Annotated in this window: 11 protein-coding genes and 3 tRNA genes; 4 read left to right on the top strand and 10 right to left on the bottom strand. The window is 65.1% G+C overall.

Annotated elements, in window-relative coordinates:
- From FHS02_RS22460 to FHS02_RS22475, 4 genes are all read right to left on the bottom strand, one after another.
- Positions 1 to 233, bottom strand: a 233-nt coding sequence (locus FHS02_RS22460; RefSeq protein WP_229430128.1) for a GTP-binding protein, incomplete at its 3' end; no start/stop codon positions are given.
- A 112-nt stretch (positions 234 to 345) separates the two neighbouring features.
- Positions 346 to 420 (bottom strand) — tRNA-Thr (locus tag FHS02_RS22465).
- Positions 421 to 446: 26 nt separating this feature from the next.
- A tRNA-Gly gene (locus FHS02_RS22470) sits at positions 447 to 520 on the bottom strand.
- A gap of 45 nt (positions 521 to 565) precedes the next feature.
- Positions 566 to 651, bottom strand: a tRNA-Tyr gene (locus tag FHS02_RS22475).
- A 205-nt stretch (positions 652 to 856) separates the two neighbouring features.
- Between FHS02_RS22475 and FHS02_RS22480 the strand changes: the two genes are divergently transcribed.
- Positions 857 to 4087, top strand: coding sequence for an EAL domain-containing protein (locus FHS02_RS22480; RefSeq protein ID WP_229422309.1), 3231 nt, complete (start codon positions 857 to 859; stop codon positions 4085 to 4087).
- A 36-nt stretch (positions 4088 to 4123) separates the two neighbouring features.
- Here the strand turns inward: FHS02_RS22480 and FHS02_RS22485 are convergent, their stop codons facing one another.
- From FHS02_RS22485 to FHS02_RS22495, 3 genes are all read right to left on the bottom strand, one after another.
- On the bottom strand, positions 4124 to 5773 hold the full coding sequence (locus tag FHS02_RS22485) for a tetratricopeptide repeat-containing response regulator (RefSeq protein WP_137315701.1): 1650 nt from the start codon (positions 5771 to 5773) through the stop codon (positions 4124 to 4126).
- Positions 5774 to 5917: 144 nt separating this feature from the next.
- A complete protein-coding gene (locus tag FHS02_RS22490; protein WP_137315700.1) occupies positions 5918 to 6871 on the bottom strand; it encodes a J domain-containing protein in 954 nt (317 codons plus the stop codon).
- Positions 6872 to 6992: 121 nt separating this feature from the next.
- Positions 6993 to 8141, bottom strand: a complete 1149-nt coding sequence (locus FHS02_RS22495) for a class I SAM-dependent methyltransferase (RefSeq protein WP_137315699.1) — start codon at positions 8139 to 8141, stop codon at positions 6993 to 6995.
- A 49-nt stretch (positions 8142 to 8190) separates the two neighbouring features.
- On the opposite strand from FHS02_RS22495, the gene FHS02_RS22500 reads away from it, so the two are divergent.
- Genes FHS02_RS22500 through ttcA form a run of 3 tightly spaced genes read left to right on the top strand, consistent with a single transcriptional unit; the run spans position 8191 to position 10350 of the window.
- Positions 8191 to 9024, top strand: coding sequence for an SDR family oxidoreductase (locus tag FHS02_RS22500; protein WP_137315698.1), 834 nt, complete (start codon positions 8191 to 8193; stop codon positions 9022 to 9024).
- Positions 9025 to 9052: 28 nt separating this feature from the next.
- Positions 9053 to 9451 carry a dihydroneopterin aldolase gene (locus tag FHS02_RS22505; protein WP_137315697.1) on the top strand — a complete coding sequence of 133 codons (399 nt, stop codon included), beginning with the start codon at positions 9053 to 9055 and terminating at the stop codon, positions 9449 to 9451.
- A complete protein-coding gene (ttcA, locus tag FHS02_RS22510) occupies positions 9448 to 10350 on the top strand; it encodes a tRNA 2-thiocytidine(32) synthetase TtcA (RefSeq protein ID WP_137315696.1) in 903 nt (300 codons plus the stop codon). The genes FHS02_RS22505 and ttcA overlap by 4 nt, the downstream gene beginning before the upstream one ends.
- A 47-nt stretch (positions 10351 to 10397) precedes the next feature.
- Here ttcA and FHS02_RS22515 read toward each other — a convergent pair whose 3' ends face one another.
- From FHS02_RS22515 to hppD, 3 genes are all read right to left on the bottom strand, one after another.
- The gene (locus tag FHS02_RS22515; RefSeq protein ID WP_137315695.1) at positions 10398 to 12155 is read right to left on the bottom strand and encodes a M14 family metallopeptidase; all 1758 of its coding nucleotides are present in this window, start codon (positions 12153 to 12155) and stop codon (positions 10398 to 10400) included.
- A 308-nt stretch (positions 12156 to 12463) separates the two neighbouring features.
- Positions 12464 to 16027 carry an indolepyruvate ferredoxin oxidoreductase family protein gene (locus FHS02_RS22520; RefSeq protein ID WP_137315694.1) on the bottom strand — a complete coding sequence of 1188 codons (3564 nt, stop codon included), beginning with the start codon at positions 16025 to 16027 and terminating at the stop codon, positions 12464 to 12466.
- Positions 16028 to 16156: 129 nt separating this feature from the next.
- A complete protein-coding gene (gene hppD / locus FHS02_RS22525; protein WP_137315693.1) occupies positions 16157 to 17299 on the bottom strand; it encodes a 4-hydroxyphenylpyruvate dioxygenase in 1143 nt (380 codons plus the stop codon).
- Between the last annotated feature and the right edge of the window lie 120 nt (positions 17300 to 17419).

A 17419-nucleotide genomic window follows, 5' to 3' on the forward strand; every position in this document is an offset into this window, starting at 1 on the left:
GCGTAGTGACGGGCAGCGGTTTCGTACTCGACGTGCGCGGTGTTGATCGTGATGCCGCGTGCTTTTTCTTCCGGAGCAGCGTCGATCTGGTCGTAAGCCTTGGCTTCGCCGCCGAACTTCTTCGACAGCACGGTTGCGATTGCAGCGGTCAGGGTGGTCTTGCCATGGTCGACGTGACCGATGGTGCCAACGTTCACGTGCGGCTTAGTCCGCTCAAACTTACCTTTTGCCATTTTAGACTCCTAACAATTTTTAAGATATTGCTGGGCACGCGCCCGACTGTCAGATTGGGTACTGATACTGCTGTCTGATGCTACCGCCCGGTGATCACCGGGCAGCGAATTCTGGTGCCCTTTACGTGGATTGAACACGTGGCCTCTCCCTTACCAAGGGAGTGCTCTACCACTGAGCTAAAAGGGCTTTTTTTACTACATTGCAACGAAGACTGGAGCGGGTGAAGGGAATCGAACCCTCGTCTTAAGCTTGGAAGGCTTCAGCTCTACCATTGAGCTACACCCGCGAGGTTCCGTTTCACTACATTGCACTCAGCTTCCTTGCGAAAACTTGGTGGAGGGGACTGGATTCGAACCAGTGTACTCATAAGAGGGCAGATTTACAGTCTGCTGCCTTTAACCACTCGGCCACCCCTCCGCGAGGAACCGCAGAGTATGAAGCATAAAATCAAAACTGTCAACGCTTCGACACAAACACTTCGTATCGAGCAGCTAACTGCCTGCTTCGGGGCGAGATTGTAGCGGCTACCCCGTGGGAAATGCAAGTGTTGTTTTTACGTTGCATGCTTTGCTATAGAATCTGCAAGTCAGCCGTATGCCGGCCCACCCTGGAGCACCCTGTCTTGAATCACCTTCAGCACCGCCTGCCGGCCAACCTGCTGCTGGCGGCTGCCTATGCCGCCATCGGTATCATCGGCCTCGAGCTGTCCCTGATGCCCGGTTTTTCGACCCCCCTGTTTCTTCCCGCCGGCCTGGCGCTGGCCGCGCTCGTCAGCGGCGGGCCGCGCCTGCTGCCCGGCGTCGCACTGGGCGTATTGCTGTTGAACCTGCACTCGTTGCCGAACGCGTCCGCCGTGCCCTCGGGCACGCTGGCGGCTGCCGCCCTGGCGGCCACGGCCGCCGCCACGCTGCAGGCTTACGCTGGGATGCATGCGTTCGCCCGCTGGGTGCACCCGGCCATCGGCGCCGGCCGCGATGTACTGCGCTTCCTGGCGTTGCCGCCGGCGCTGGCCCTGATCAGCAGCACCCTGTCGCTGTGCGCGCTTGCGCTGCTGGGTGTCATGCCCGGCGACGCCCTGCTTGCCAACTGGTTCACCTGGTGGATAGGCGACGCGCTGGGCATCCTGCTGGGCGCGCCGCTGGCCTGGACCGCCTTTGGCAAGCCACGCGCGCTCTGGTCGCAGCGGCGCTGGACCGTTGGCGGGCCGATACTGGTGCTGGTGGTACTGTTCGTGGCGATCTTCATGCAAGTCCGCCGCTGGGAGGCGCACCAGCAGATGCAGCAGGTACAGTTGAAGGCGCAGCAGGCCTCGGATCTGCTGCAGGCCAAGCTGTCGGAGCACGAGCGGTACCTGTTCGCGATAGCAAATGCCATCAGTGACAAAAGCCAGCATATCGGTCCGGAAATTTTCCGCAATATCGCCCGCGGCTACCAGGCCCGCCACCCAGAAATACTGACGATGGGCTGGCTGAAGCCGGTGGCCGGGGCCGAGCGCGATGCGTTTGAAACCTGGGCCCGTAAAACGGTCGATTCCACCTTTGCCATCCGCGCCGCGGACAGTGAAGGCATGTTGCACCCCGCGCCGCAGCGCGACCGCTACGTCGTCGCCACTTATGCCGAGCCGCGCGGCAACCGCATCTACCTGGGCCTCGACATGCTGTCCGAACCGGTGCGCGCCGCCGCCGTGGCGCAAGCACTGGCGAGCGGCGAACCGACCGCCAGCGCCCCGATAACCCTGATCCAGCCTGGCCGAAACCAGGGCGTTGCGTTGTTGCAGGCTGTTCCTTCCGGCGGCAGCGCGGCGCCAGGCGCCGTCATGCTGATCGCGCTCGAACCAAGCACCTACCTGGACAGCGTGATGCGTCAGGTCGGCTTCCCTCACCTGCTGGCCAGTCTGCGTGACGAGGCCACCGGTGCGGCGCTGTCGCCGGCGCTCGCAGGGGCTGCGAGCGAGGCCGCGTTCGAACAATTGCTGAGCTTTGGCGGCCGCCAGTACCGGTTGACGCTGACGCCCACGGCGGAGTACATGACCAGCCAGCGCGGCTGGCAAAGCTGGTCCGTGCTGGCCGCGGGCCTGGTCCTGACCAGCCTGCTGGGCGGCCTGCTGCTGCTGACCAGCGGCGAACAGGCGTCGGTACGCGCCCAGGTGGAGGCCAGCACGGCCCGGCTGCAGGAGCGGGAAGCGCGGCTGCAGGCGATCCTGGAAAAAGCGGCGGATGCGATCCTGACGATCTCCACCGACGGCATGCTGACCAGCGCCAACGTGGCCGCCGGCCGGCTGTTCGGTCATGCGCCGGAATCGATGGCCGGACTGCCGCTGGCCCGGCTGCTGCCGGTCGGCGAAGGCGACACGCCGGCCGACCTGCTGCGCCGCATCGCGGCCGGCAACACGCGCGAACACGAAGCCACCGGCTGGCGCAGCGATGGCGCAGCCTTCCCGCTGGCGGTGTCGGTCAGTGAAGTGGAAGTGCCGGGCGGACACCTGTTCGTGGCCATCCTGCATGACCTGACGGAACAGCGCCGCGCCCAGGACCGCATTCACCGGCTGGCCCACCACGATCCGCTGACGGGCCTGGAAAACCGGCTGTCGCTGAACCTGCGCCTGGCAGCGGCACTGGTGCGCGCACGCCGGCAACGGCACACGGTGGCCGTGATGTTCCTCGACCTGGACCACTTCAAGAAGATCAACGACACCCACGGGCACCAGACGGGCGACCAGCTGCTGCTGGCGGTGGCGCAACGCCTGCGCGAGGTGTCGGGCGAGGTGGACACGATTGCCCGGCTCGGCGGTGACGAATTCATCGTCGTCACAGGTCACGTTACGTCGGACGAAGCGGGCCACATGGCGGCACGCATCGTCGACATGCTGGCGCGGCCGTATCCGCTGCAGGGCCAGGCCGTGCACAGCGGCACCAGCGTCGGCATCGCGATGTATCCGGTCGACGGCGAGGATGCCAACACGCTGCTGCAGCACGCCGATACGGCGATGTATGCGGCGAAGAGCCGCGGTCGCGGCAATTTCCAGTTTTTCTCGCGCGACATGAACGCCGCCACCCACGAACGGCTGCTGCTGGAAAGCCGCCTGTGGCAGGCCCTGGAGCAGCAGGAGTTCGAACTGTACCTGCAGCCGCAGATCGACCTGGCGAGCGGCGCAGTGATCGGTGCCGAAGCGCTGCTGCGCTGGCACCATCCCGAACTGGGTACCGTGGGACCGGACCGTTTCATACCCATCGCCGAGGAATCCGGCCTGATCCTGCCGCTGGGCGAATGGGTACTGCAACGTGCCATCGACCTGCTCGCCCACTGGCAAACCATCGGCTTGGGTCACCTGCGCCTGGCGGTGAACCTCTCTGCCCGGCAGTGCCAGGGCCACGGCCTGCTGGCACAGCTCGACCGGATGCTGGCGGAGGCGGGTGTCGATCCCGCGCTGCTCGAGCTGGAGATCACGGAATCGGCGGCGATGCAGGATCCGGAGCGCAGCCGCGCCCTGCTGCAGGGCTTGCGGACGCGCGGCATCCGCGTGGCGATCGACGATTTCGGCACCGGCTACTCGTCGCTGTCGTACCTGAAACTGTTCGAGCTGGACCGCATCAAGATCGACCGCGGCTTCGTCAAGGATATCGAGTCCGACCCGAACGATGCGGCGATCGTCAGCGCCACGATCGGCCTTGCGCATGCGTTGGGGCTGGACGTGATTGCCGAAGGCGTGGAGACAATCGCGCAGGCGGACTTCCTGCGCGCCCATCATTGCGACGAAGCGCAGGGCTACCTGTTCGCGCGGCCGATGCCGGCTGCGGAGTTCGAGCGCAGCACGGGCGCCACGCTCGACGGGCCGGTACGGGCCATCGCCTGAGCGGCGCGGCAACCGCAGGCGCCAGCGCGCCGCAGGCTATGCCCGCTGGCGAATGGTGACCGTGCGGCGGCCGGGGCGTACGTTGTATTTCTTCAGCAATTCTTCCTGCAGGCCGCCGAGCGCGGCCAGCCGGGCGTTGGCCGGGTCCAGGCGGCGCAGATGCGCCACCAGTTCGATGCCCTTGGTACCCAGCTTTTCGTCCCATCCCGTGCGTTCCAGGTACTTCAGCACCGCGACCGCGGCGTTGAACACGACCTGCGGGTTGTCCGGCAGCTTTTGCACGGCGTCGAGCATGGTATCGACAGCGCCGCGCAGATCGCCCGCTTTCGCCTGCGCCGCCCCCAGCGACACCATTTCCGCCACCGCGTGCCGGCTTTCGCGGGCCAGCCGGTTTGCCATGTCGCCCTTGCCCGACTGTTCCAGCAGGCGCATCGCCTTCGCCATCGGCGCGCCGCCGCCCGCGCTGGCCATCACGTCGCGCATCACGTCCGCCGCCTGCTGCTCGCGCCCCGCCGCGAGGCAGGTGCGCGCCAGTTCCAGCTTCATGCCGGCCGACAGATGGGGCGCCAGCCGCGCGCCGGCCAAAGCGCTGTCGAGTGCGGCACCAAGGCGCGCGGTATCGCCGGTGGCCTCCAGCAGCATCGCCGTGGCGATCGCGGCGCACGCCGGTGTGTTCTCGCGGTGCGCCAGCGAGCGCTCCATGTCGCGGATTACCAGTTCGGCCTGCGCCGTGTCGCCCTTCCTGAGCAGCGACTGGGCCAGCCTGGCGTGATCTTCCGGATCGCGGAACTCGGAAAACCGTGCACGCTGCAGCACCTGCTTGAGCGCCCGCTCGGCCGAATCGGCGTCGCCCGCCTCCAGCGCCACCTCGCCCAGCCGGCGCAGGCGTCCGACCGCGTGCGGCGACAGCGTGGCGGCATCGGCCAGCACGGCCTGCGCCTCGGCCAGCTGGCCCGCTTCTTCGTGCACCCGCGCCAGCCAGTCGTAGGCGGCGAGATAGCGCTCGTTATGGCCCAGCAGCTCGGCCAGCATGTCGCGCGCTTCGTCGATGCGGCCGCGCAGTGCCAGCGTCTTGGCTTGCCCAAGCCGTGCCCACGGCGCCTGGCGCTCCTGCCACACCACGGCATACACGTGTTCGGCCTGCTCCGGCTCCCCCAGCAGCAGGTGGGTTTCCGCGCGCAGCCGCATGAAATCCACCCTGTAGCGCGGCACAGCGGTTTCCTGCCCGGCGCAGGCGGCAATCGCCGCGCGATAGTCGCCCGCGTCCAGCAAACCCTGTACCGGCAGCAGTGCGGCGCGACGGTCCAGCGCCCGCTCGATGCGGGCCAGCAGCGTGTCGGCCTTGAACGGTTTCAGGATGTAATCGTCCGGCATCAGTTCGGCCACGCTGGTGACCTTGCTGCTCTGCCCTTCCGCTGTGACCATGAAGAACAGCGTGGCCGGCGCGATCAGTTCCTGCTGGCGCAGGTCTTCCAGCAACTGCTGGCCATCCTGCCCGCCTTCGAGCTCGTATTCGCACAGGATCAGGTCGAACTGCCGCGCCGCCAGCACGCGCAGCGCACCTTGCGCATTGGTCGCCACGTCCACCCGGCCAAGGCCCAGCGTGGTCAGCATGTTCTGCAGGTTCGCCCGCATGCCGGAATGCGGCTCGATGAGCAGTGCGGCTAGGCCGTTCAGTTGCGCCATGATGTGGTGAAGGCTCCGGTGGTCAAACGAGGGTGGCCGTGCAAACGGATGTCCGCACGGCCATTGTTGCAGTTTCCATGGTATGCGTCAGCCCTGTCGCGCGTCGCGCGCAACGACGCTGCCCGGAAAACCGTTGCGTGACCGTTACCCGCGCTGCTTGCGTACGCAGCCGTTCTTGCCGGCCAGGTCGATGTTCTGGTAGCGGATCTCGTACTTGCCGGTGGCCAGCTGGTCGACGACGAATTTTTCCTGGGCCTGCACGAACACGTAGCGTACATTCGAGCGGCGGTCCAGGTCGAAGACCCTGATGAACACGGGGAAGGCATTGTCGCCATTGTCCAGCGTCAACTGCATGTCCTGCCCCTTGTTCATCAGCGGGAAACCATCCACGTAGCCCGACCGCGTGGGCCAAGGCTCGCCGTTCGGCGCCACCAGCGCCGGCGTTTCGTTCTCGCAATCGCCCGCATAGCCGGGCAGGATCACCTGCGACAGCGCCACCACCTTGATCGGCGGCGCCTGCATGTCGCTGTCCGGCGAATAGGGGCGCGGCACGCTTTCCCAGCCATCGTTCACGGCCGGGGTGTGCGTGGCGCGTGGATACGGACTGGCCGTGGCGGTTACCTCGCCCGACGGCTTGCCGCCCCAGGCAGCCGCCAGCACGGTCGACACCTGCCGGGGCTCGGTGACCGTCAGCACGCCGCCGACCCAGCCTGCGCCCAGGCAGGTCACGGCGGTCAGCCACCAGCGCCAGCTGGTCAGCAGGCGCTTGCGGCGGCGCACCGGCTGCACCGCATCGGACCATGCGCCGATCGGCCCATCGCCACCGCGCTGGGCATCGTCCTGGCGCGTGCTTTCCACCAGTTCGATCTCGTATTCTTCCTGGGCAATCCAGTCGTCGTGTTCCTTGCGCCGCTGCGGATCGGCCAGCGCGCCATAGGCGGAGTTGACGATCGCCATGATGCGGGCCGCGCGCTCGTCGCCGGGATTCTTGTCGGGATGGTATTTCTGGCTTAATGCCTTGTAGGCGGCACGTACGACTTCCGGTGGCGCACCGCGGGCCACTTTCAGGTTGTCATAGTGTGTATGGATCTTTCCCATCGTTCCAGTATTCTCAGCCGCGCGTCACGACGGGTTTCGCGCCGGGTCAACCATAATAGCCGAACTTATAACAATTTTTATACAGTAACAGGGGAATGATGCGCGCGGCGGCCTGCTCCGCCTACAGGCGGTAGGCGCGGTCGCTTGCCATCAGCACCGGCGACAGCGCGACACCCTTGCCCACCACCAGTACCTTGAACAGCTCGCCCATTTCCGCCGGCGACAGCAGCTTGTGCACCGCGTTCGACTGCGGCAGGTAAGCCTTCGTGTCGGCCGGATCGGTGCGCAGCAGCAGGTCGCCGATGCCGGCGCCGAGCAGGAATGCCGCCTGGCTCATGTAAGCCAGCACGTCGGCTCCCGCATCCTGCGCCGCCAGCGCCGTGGCGGTGAAATCCACGTGCGCGGTAATGTCCTGCAAGCCGGGCAGGAAGAACGGATCGGGGTGGGCATGGTGGCGATAGTGGCACATCAGCGTGCCGGCCGACCGGTCCGGATGATAGAACTCGTGGGCCGGAAAGCCGTAATCGAGCAGGATCGCGGCGCCCCGCCCCTTGGCCAGCAAGGCGCCCAGCGTGCCCATGAAGCCGCAGGCGGTACCGTGCAGTTCCGTGACATAGCCTTCCGGCAGCGTGTCGTGATCCGGTATCTGCCGGGCCACCTGCTCCAGCAGCCCGGGTGCCGCGTCGGCGGCAACGTAGTCGAACCGGCCTTCCGTCACCGTCACGCATTGCTCGCGCCAGCCGGTGGCCGTTTTCACCACCAGGTGCACGGGCATCGCGTCGAGCACCTCATTGCCGAGCACTACGCCGTCGAATGCGTCGGGAAATCCGTCCAGCCACACGACCTGGGGAAAATCGCGCAGCGCTTCCTGTTGCCGCGCGCGCAATTCGCCGGACAGCTCGACGATCGCGTAACGCTCAACGCCGACACCCATGGCGGCCAGCTCGGTCAGCACATCGCGCGCCAGCTTGCCGGTGCCGGCGCCGAATTCGAGGATGTTGGGTGCGCTTTGGGCGATAATGTCGGCTGCAACGTGCGCCAGCGCGGCACCGAACAGCGGCGACATCTCCGGCGCGGTTGTAAAATCGCCATCCTTGCCCAGCTTGGCCGCGCCACCGGTGTAATAGCCGAGACGAGGTGCGTACAGTGCCGTTTCCATGAAACGGGCAAAAGACAGCACGCCATCGTGGCGCGCCACATCGGCGGCGATCTGCTGCTGCAGGGCTTGCGACGCGGCCAGCGCGTCCGGAGAAGGTGCGGGAAGAGACATCCCCGCATTGTAGCGAATCGGGCCGGGCGCCCCAACTTGACGATCGGACATGAGCACAACAGACCAAGCAACAGGCGATGAAACTGCGGGTCAGGCCGCGGCGGGCCAGGCGTCGGCAAACAACCATGGCGCGCCGGTGGCGCTCGTGACGGGCGCCGGTCGCCGGCTCGGCCGCGCCATTGCCCTGGCGCTGGCGCACGCCGGCTGGGACGTGGCCATCCATTACCGTGCGTCCCGCGCCGAGGCGGAAGAAGTGGCGGCGCACATCGCCGCGCTGGGCCGCCGTACGGCGCTGGTACACGGCGAACTGTCCGACGAGGCGTCCGTGCGGCGGCTGCTGCCCGCCGCGGCCGATGCGCTGGGCCCCGTCACCTGCGTGGTCAACAACGCCTCGCTGTTCGATTACGACAGCGCGACCGACTTCTCCATGACAAAGCTGGATGCGCACATGCGCGCCAACGTGGCCGCGCCGCTGCTGCTGGCGCAGGCATTGCATGCGCAGGTGGCCGACGGCGCCCAGGGCGTCGTCGTCAACCTGCTGGACCAGAAGCTGTACAATCTCAATCCCGATTTCCTGTCGTACACGCTGTCGAAGGCCGCACTGCATACCGCGACCACGGTGCTGGCCCAGGCCCTGGCGCCGAAGGTGCGGGTGGTCGGCGTTGCACCGGGCATCACGATGGTATCGGGCGACCAGAGCGAAGCAGGTTTCGCCAAGGCCCACACGCAAACGCCACTGGGCCGTTCCAGTACTCCCGAAGACATCGCCGCCGCCGTGCTGTACGCGGCAACCGCGCGCGCGGTCACGGGCACCACGCTGCTGGTCGATGGCGGCCAGCACCTGCTGCCCTTGCCGCGCGACGTGATGTTCCTCGCCAAATAACTTTTTTACATTCTTCAATACTCCCATCATGCTGTCCGCCCTCACCCACCCCCGCCTGCAGGACTGCCGCCGGCTGTTCCTGCGCAATTACGAAGTGCTGATCAATATCGGCGTGCACGAGTTCGAGAAGAAGGGCGAGCAGCGCGTGCTGTTCAATGTCGACCTGTATATCCCGCTGGCCGTGTCCACGCCGCAGGCGGACGAACTGCATGAAGTGGTCGATTACGACTTCATGCGCGACACCATCGCCGCGCGCATGGCCAAGGGCCACGTGCACCTGCAGGAGACGCTGTGCGACGACCTGGTGCAGGCCCTGCTGGCGCATCCGCGCGTACGCGCGGTGCGCCTGTCGACGATGAAGCCGGATGTCTACCCGGACTGCGAAGGCGTGGGTGTCGAAGTCTTCCACATCAAGGATGAAGCATGAACGCCGTGATCGATAAAAGCGCCGAGAAGGTCGCCTACGAAAACAACAAGCTGCACAAGCGCCTGTGCCGCCTGGTGGGCCAGGCGATCGGCGACTTCAACATGATCGAGGAAGGCGACAAGGTGATGGTCTGCCTGTCCGGCGGCAAGGACAGCTACGCACTGCTCGACATCCTGCTGACGCTGCGCGAGCGTGCGCCGATCCACTTCGACATCGTGGCCGTAAACCTCGACCAGAAACAGCCGAACTTCCCGGCCGACGTACTGCCCCGCTACCTGACGGATCTGGGAGTGCCGTTCCACATCGAGAACCAGGACACGTACTCGATCGTCACGCGCCTGATCCCGGAAGGCAAGACCACCTGCTCGCTGTGCTCGCGGCTGCGCCGCGGCATCCTGTACCGCGTTGCCGATGAGCTGGGCTGCAACAAGATCGCGCTGGGCCATCACCGCGACGACATTCTGGAAACCTTCTTCCTCAACATGTTCTTCGGCGGCAAGCTCAAGGGCATGCCGGCCAAGCTGGTGTCCGACGACGGCAAGCACATGGTGATCCGCCCGCTGGCCTACGTGAAGGAAGAAGACACGGAACGCTATGCCGCCGTGAAGGGCTTCCCGATCATCCCGTGCGACCTGTGCGGCTCGCAGGAGAACCTGCAGCGCAAGCAGATCAAGGCGATGCTGCGCGACTGGGAAAAGAAAACCCCCGGCCGCGTGGAAAGCGTGTTCTCGGCGCTGTCCACCGTGGTGCCGTCGCACCTGATGGACCGCAACCTGTTCGGCTTCACCGACCTGAAGACGGATGGCGTGGCCAATCCGCTGGGCGATATCGCGTTCGACGAAGAGCCATGCTCGACGCCGGCCACGGTGCCCGGGATCATCCCGCTGCAGCCGAAATAAGTTGCTCTAAAAATGGGGTACGTCCCCATTTTTAGAGCAACATTGCTTCAGAACTTACCGTCCGTGCGGTACACCGGATACAGGTTGAACCGCTCGTCCCATGAGGCATGCCGCTGGGCGAAGAACTCGAGCCGTGCGCGCGAGCTCTTCGCGAAGGCTGGATCGTTGTCCAGCCTTTCCTTGAACGCGGCCGCCACGGCCGGGTCCTTCAGCTGTTCGCGCGCCACTTCCTCGGCCACGTACTCTTCCATGTATTCCTTGCGCTCGAACGCGGTATTGAACATGCCCCAGGCGAGCAGCGAATCGGCGCCCTGCGGTTCCAGCATCGTCATCACCAGGCGCGCCTTCGGCTGTGCGATCGGCACGAACAGTGCCCCGGCACCCACGTCGCGCGCCTCGGTATCCCAGGCGCCTTCCACCGCCAGCATCTGGTGGCCTTCGAACGATTGGGGGGTCAGTTTCGTCTTCGTGGCGCGGAACGCTTCCACGTTCACTTTGCCCGGTGCGGCGGCCAGCACCTTGAAGGCCACGCCGTGCTGCTTCAGCTTGGTGCCGACGGCGGCAGCCTGCGCGGCCGGTACGAGGTAGCCGCCGGCCGGCGCCTTCACCATGAAGTCCGGCACGATCTCGTCGCGCAGCGGCACCTTCCACAGTTGCGGCCGGGTTTCATCGTACTGCGTCCAGGTGCCGCCGGAGACGTCGGATGGCACGCGCTTGTATTCATAGCCGCGGAAGTCGATCGTCTGCGTCCTGTCGGTGGTCTTGTAGCTGAGCGGGAAATCCGTGCCCGCCATCGCCGCCGCGCGCGCATCGGCGGCCAGCGCCGTCCTGCGCCATTCGGCGCCATGCTTGCCCACCTGGTCCATCACCGACACGATGGTGTTGTAGGTGATCTTCACGCGCGTCGGGTAATCCTTCCACGAATGTGTTTCGACGAGCATGCCGAAGCGGTTGCGCAGGTAGAAGTAACCGGTGGAAAAGCGCGCTCCGGACATTTCATCGACGAAGCCCGACTGCGGCTCGTCCGTCTTCGCGAACGAAATATAGAAATGCTTCGGATCGGAACCCTGCTGCCGCAGGTCGGCGATCACGTTGTCGCGCAGTGCGGTGCCCGCTTCGCGCAATGCCGCATCGCCGCCATGCACGGGTTCGACCTGGATCGACACGTCCGGCTCGAACTTGGCGCCATCGGTCACGTGCAGGTCGATGTAGGCCAGCGGGTCCCACTGGTTCACGAGCGCCAGCATCGACTGCATCTCGGGCGCGTCGGCCTTCAGGTAATCGCGGTTCAGGTTGTAGTTCTGCGCGGTGACGCGCCAGCCCATCTCCACCGGTCCGCGCTGGTTCGGGCGGTTGTTCGGACCGAAACGCTCGTGGCCATCCACATTGAACACCGGCACGAACAGCAGCACCTGCCTGTCCAGCGCAGCGCCGGCGATCTTGCCGTCGAGTGCATGGCGCAGCGCCAGGAAGCCGGCATCCTTGCCATCGATCTCGCCGGCATGGATGCCGCCCTGCACGAGCAGCACGGGCAGGTTCTTCGCCTTTGCCGCCTGCGCCGTCAGCGCGCCGCTCTTCGACACGGCCAGCGCCAGCATCGGCCGCCCTTCCGGCGTACGGCCGAATTCGATGCAGCGCACCGCCTTCGGATAGGCCTTCTGGAAGGCCGCGCACAGTTTGATGACCTCGTTGTAGCGCCCGGTGGCCTGGAAGCCGGAGCGTTCCGACACGGTGGTGAGATCGGGGGCGGCATGGGCCAGCGGAACGGTGGCGAGCAAGGCAAGCGACAGTGCGGTGCGAATCATCTACAGGGCTCCGGTAAGGGTCGGGTCGACCGATAAAAAAAGGCGGAACGCGGCACGGATCGCGTACCGGGTCCCGCCACGGCCGGAGCATTATAGACTTACAACAACTTCATTATGGCAATCGGATTTTTGGTCGTCATTGTCGGCGTGATTGGTCCTTGTGGGAACCGAATCATACGGACGGGGTTGCCTTTTTTGAACGAAGCCTTTCGAGATTGCTTATGCGCTGCCCGACCGTGCGGCGTCACCTGGCGGCACTGGTTGCATAAAGATAGCCGCGAGGAAGGTCTCCCCGCGGCAGCTGACCGTCAGGCCGCGTGCGGCGCGACCACGGGCGCGTGCGAAGTGGCATGCGATGGGTTGTGATACGCCGCGAGCAGCGAGGCCTCCTTCTGCTTCGCCGCCTTCAGGTGGCGTTCCTTCACGTGCCCATAGCCGCGAATGTCTTCCGGGATACGGGCGATCGCCACCGCCGTCTCCAGGTTCTCCTTCGCCAGCTTCGGCAGCAGTGCAGTGACGGTTGCGCGGTACTCGCCGATCAGTGCCCGCTCCATCCTGCGTTCCGCGGTATAGCCGAACACGTCGAGCGGCGTGCCACGCAGGCCTTTCAGCTTCGCCAGCACGCCGAAGGCCTGGCGCATCCACGGACCGAACTGCTGCTTCACGAGGTGGCCATCCTTGTCCTTCTTCGCCAGCAGCGGCGGCGCCAGGTGGTACTTCACCGCATAATCGCCTTCGAACATGCCTTCGATCTTCTGGCGGAACGCCGGATCCGTGTGCAGGCGGGCGACCTCGTATTCGTCCTTGTACGCCATCAGCTTGTACAGGTAGCGGGCCACGGTCTCGGTGAGCTTCTTCGACTCCAGCCGGTTTTCCGCCGCTCGCACCTGGTCGACGAAGTCCTTGTACTGGCGGGCATACGCCGGGTTCTGGTAAGCCGTCAGCAATTCCATGCGGCGGGTGACCAGCTCGTCGAGCGTTTGCGAACGCTTGAACTCGATTACCTGCGGCGGTACCGCCATCTTCGTCACGGCGGCCAGGTCGTGCGCGGCATAGCGGCCCCAGTTGAACGCGGCCTTGTTGAACGCCACCGATACGGCATTCAGTTCGATCGCCTTCATCAGTGCCGCTTCCGACAGCGGCACATGGCCCTTCTGGAAGCAGTAGCCCAGCATGAACATGTTGGTCGCGATCGCATCGCCCATCAGCGCGGTGGCGATGCGGCCGGCATCGAGGAAGTCGACGCGGTCTTCACCGCAGGCGCGCAGGATTTCCGCTTGCGAGCTGGCGCCGGGGAATTGCCAGTCCGGGTTCTTCACGAACGCGGCGGTGGTGGCGCCGGTGGCATTGATCGCGGCCCAGGTACGGCCCTCGCCCATCCGGCTCAGCGCATCGCGGCTGGCGGTCACGATCTGGTCGCAGCCGATCACCAGATCGGCGCTGCCGGTTCCCACGCGCGTCGAATGCAAATCCGCTTGATGGTCGGCCAGCCGCACGTGCGACATCACCGGCCCGCCCTTTTGCGCCAGGCCGCTCATGTCCAGCACCACGGCACCCTTGTTTTCCACGTGCGCCGCCACGGCCAGGATCTGGCCGACGGTGACGACGCCGGTGCCGCCGATGCCGGTGACGAGGATGCCGTATGGCTGCGCGGTAGACGGCAGCACGGGCGCCGGCAACGACGGCACTTCGCCGCCGGCCGCGGCCTTCTTCGGTTTCTTCAGCTGGCCGCCTTCCACCGTCACGAACGACGGGCAGAATCCGGACACGCAGGAGTAATCCTTGTTGCAGGATGACTGGTTGATCTGGCGCTTGCGCCCCAGCTCCGTTTCCAGCGGTTCCACGGACAGGCAGTTCGACTGCACCGAGCAGTCGCCGCAGCCTTCGCAGACGGCTTCGTTGATGACCACCCGCTTGGCCGGGTCCGGGTATTCGTTGCGCTTGCGGCGGCGCCGCTTCTCGGATGCACAGGTCTGGTCGTAGATCATCGCCGACACGCCGGGCTTGTCGCGCAACTCCTTCTGCACGTCCATCAGCTCGGAACGGTGGCGCACCGTGACGCCGGGCGCCCACGCGTAATCGTCCGGGTATTTGTCGGGATCGTCGGTGACGACGATGATCGGCGTGACGCCTTCGGCGGCGATCTGCCGCGAGATCATGCCCGGATCGAGCGGACCATCGAAGGCCTGGCCGCCCGTCATGGCCACCGCATCGTTGAACAGGATCTTGTAGGTGATGTTGACCTTGGCCGCCACGGCGGCGCGGATCGCCAGTATCCCCGAGTGGAAGTAGGTGCCATCACCCAGGTTGGTGAATACGTGCTTCTCGTTGGTGAACGGCGCCTGGCCCACCCACGTGACGCCTTCCGCGCCCATGTGCGTGAAGGTGGACGTTTCGCGGTCCATCCACAGCACCATGTAGTGGCAGCCGATACCGGCCAGCGCGCGCGAGCCTTCCGGCACCTTGGTCGAGGTGTTGTGCGGGCAGCCGGAACAGAAATACGGCGTGCGGTCGGTCTGCGGATTTGCCTTCGCCGGCACATTCTTGAGCACCAGCTCTTTCGCTTCCAGGAAGGCGATGCGTTCCTGCACGCGTTTTGCCACCGGGTGGCCGGCGCAGTAGTGCGAAATGCGGCTGGCGATGGCGCGGGCGATCTGCGCCGGGTTCAGTTCATACGTGGCCGGCAGCAGCCAGTCGCCGTGGCCGCTGCGGTGCTGGTTCGACCATTCGCCCGTGTCGTCGAACTTGCCCACCACGCGCGGGCGCTGCCCATCCGGCAGGTTGTACAGTTCTTCCTTCAGCGCGTATTCGAGGATCTGGCGCTTTTCTTCCACCACCAGGATCTCGTCCAGCCCGCGCGCGAATTCATGCACGCCATCGGCTTCCAGCGGCCACGTCATGCCGACCTTGTACAGGCGGATGCCGATGTCGGCGGCGGCCTGTTCGTCGATGCCCAGGTCGGCCAGCGCCTGGCGCGTGTCGAGATACGATTTGCCGGCGGTGATGATGCCGATCTTCGGCCGCGGGCTGTCCCAGATGATCTTGTTCAGTTTATTGGCGCGGCAGTACGCCAGCGCCGCGTACCACTTGTAGCTGTTCATCCGCACTTCCTGGTCCAGCACCGCATCGGGCCAGCGGATGTTCAGGCCGCCCGGCGGCAGCTCGAAGTCGTCCGGCATGGCGATCTGCACGCGGTCCGGGTCGAAGTCGATCACGGCTCCCGATTCGATGATGTCGGTCACGCACTTCATCGCCACCCACAAGCCCGTGTAGCGGCTCATTGCCCAGCCGTGCAGGCCGTAGTCGAGGTATTCCTGCACCGACGACGGGTACAGCACGGGGATGCCGCACGCGGCCAGGATATGGTCCGACTGGTGCGCGGTGGACGAGGATTTCGCCGCGTGGTCGTCGCCGGCCAGCACCAGCACGCCGCCATGCTGCGACGAGCCGGCATTGTTGGCATGCTTGAACACGTCGCCGCAGCGGTCCACGCCGGGGCCCTTGCCATACCACATGCTGAACACGCCGTCGTACTTGGCGTCCTGGAACAGGTTGGTCTGCTGCGTGCCCCAGACAGCCGTGGCCGCGAGGTCTTCGTTCATGCCCGGATGGAACTTGACGTGATGCGCTTCCAGGTATTTTTTGGCCTTGATCGCCGTCTGGTCGATCGACGTGACGGGCGAACCGCGGTAGCCGGTGATGTAGCCGGCGGTATTCAGGCCGGCCTTCAGGTCGCGTTCGCGCTGCAGCATCGGCAGGCGGATCAGGGCCTGGGTGCCGGTAAGGAATGCGCGGCCGCGTTCCAGCGTCCACTTGTCGTCGAGGGTGATGTCCTCTTTGCCTAGCTCCGTACCCTTGTGAGGTGCGTTCATGGGTTGTCTCCAGTATTCTTTTGAAAAACTTCAAGCCGGCGCGCCCTCTTGTGGGGTGCTGCCGGCTTTGCAAACCGTCGTCCGGTCAATCACGGTGGCCGTCCCTCGCAAGGACGGCCACCGGCATGCTTATGCCACGGGCTCCGGCTTGACCTCCAGCACGCCACGGCGAATCTGGTCGAGCTCGATCGATTCGAACAGCGCGCGGAAGTTGCCCTCGCCAAAGCCCTGGTCGCCCTTGCGCTGGATGATCTCGAAGAAGATCGGGCCGATCACGTTTTGCGTGAAGATCTGCAGCAGCAGCTCGCGCTGCGGGGTGTCGCCCTCGCCACTGCTGACCTGCCCGTCGACCAGGATGCGCAGGCGGCGCAGCTCGTCGAGGTTCTCGCCGTGGTTCGGCAGCCGCCGGTTGACCAGTTCGTAATACGTTTCGATCGTATCCTGGAAAGCGATTCCGCTGTCGCGCATTCCCTGGATCGAGCGGTAGATGTCGTCGGTACCGAGCGCGATGTGCTGGATGCCTTCGCCGTGGTATTCGTTCAGGTACTCGGCGATCTGCGACTTGTCGTCCGACGATTCGTTGATCGGAATGCGGATCTTGCCGCACGGCGAAGTCATCGCCTTCGACTTCAGTCCCGTGTGCTTGCCGGCGATGTCGAAGTAGCGGATCTCGCGGAAATTGAACAGGCGCTCGTAGAAGCCGGCCCATTCGGCCATCCGGCCACGGTACACGTTGTGCGTGAGGTGGTCGATATACGTGAGGCCATTGCCGACCGGATTCGGGTCCACACCCGGGATCGCCACGAAGTCCGCGTCATAGATGCTGATGTCGCCGATGCTGCCGGGCGCCTGGCCCTTCGCGGTATTCTTGCCGCGCCAGCGGTCGACGAGGTACAGCAGCGAATCGCCGACGCCCTTGATCGCGGGGATGTTCAGTTCCATCGGGCCGGTCTTGTTGTCGAAACCCCACGCGCCCATTTCCAGCGCCTTGTTGTAGACGTAGGCCGCATCGTCCACGCGGATCGCGATGGCGCACACGGAAGGGCCGTGCTGGCGGGCAAAGCGCTGCGCGAATGAGTGCTCTTCGGCGTTGATGATGAAGTTGATGTCGCCCTGGCGGTATAGCGTGACATCCTTGGTGCGATGGCGGGCAATGGCGGTGAAACCCATGTTCTCGAACAGCTTGCCGAGTGCTTTCGGATCGGGTGCGGCGAACTCGACGAATTCGAATCCATCCGTTCCCATCGGGTTGTCCCAGGGCGTAAATTGCATCTGCGTCTCCTTATCGAATAGCCAAAAGTATAGGCTTCGACCTGGAGAATTAAATTGCAAAGATATGCCGGGCAGTCTGGTTTTGAGCAATAATATTGCGTTACCAAGCATGCCAAGAGG

Source organism: Pseudoduganella umbonata, assembly GCF_014192225.1.
GTDB classification, from domain to species: Bacteria; Pseudomonadota; Gammaproteobacteria; order Burkholderiales; family Burkholderiaceae_D; genus Rugamonas; species Rugamonas umbonata.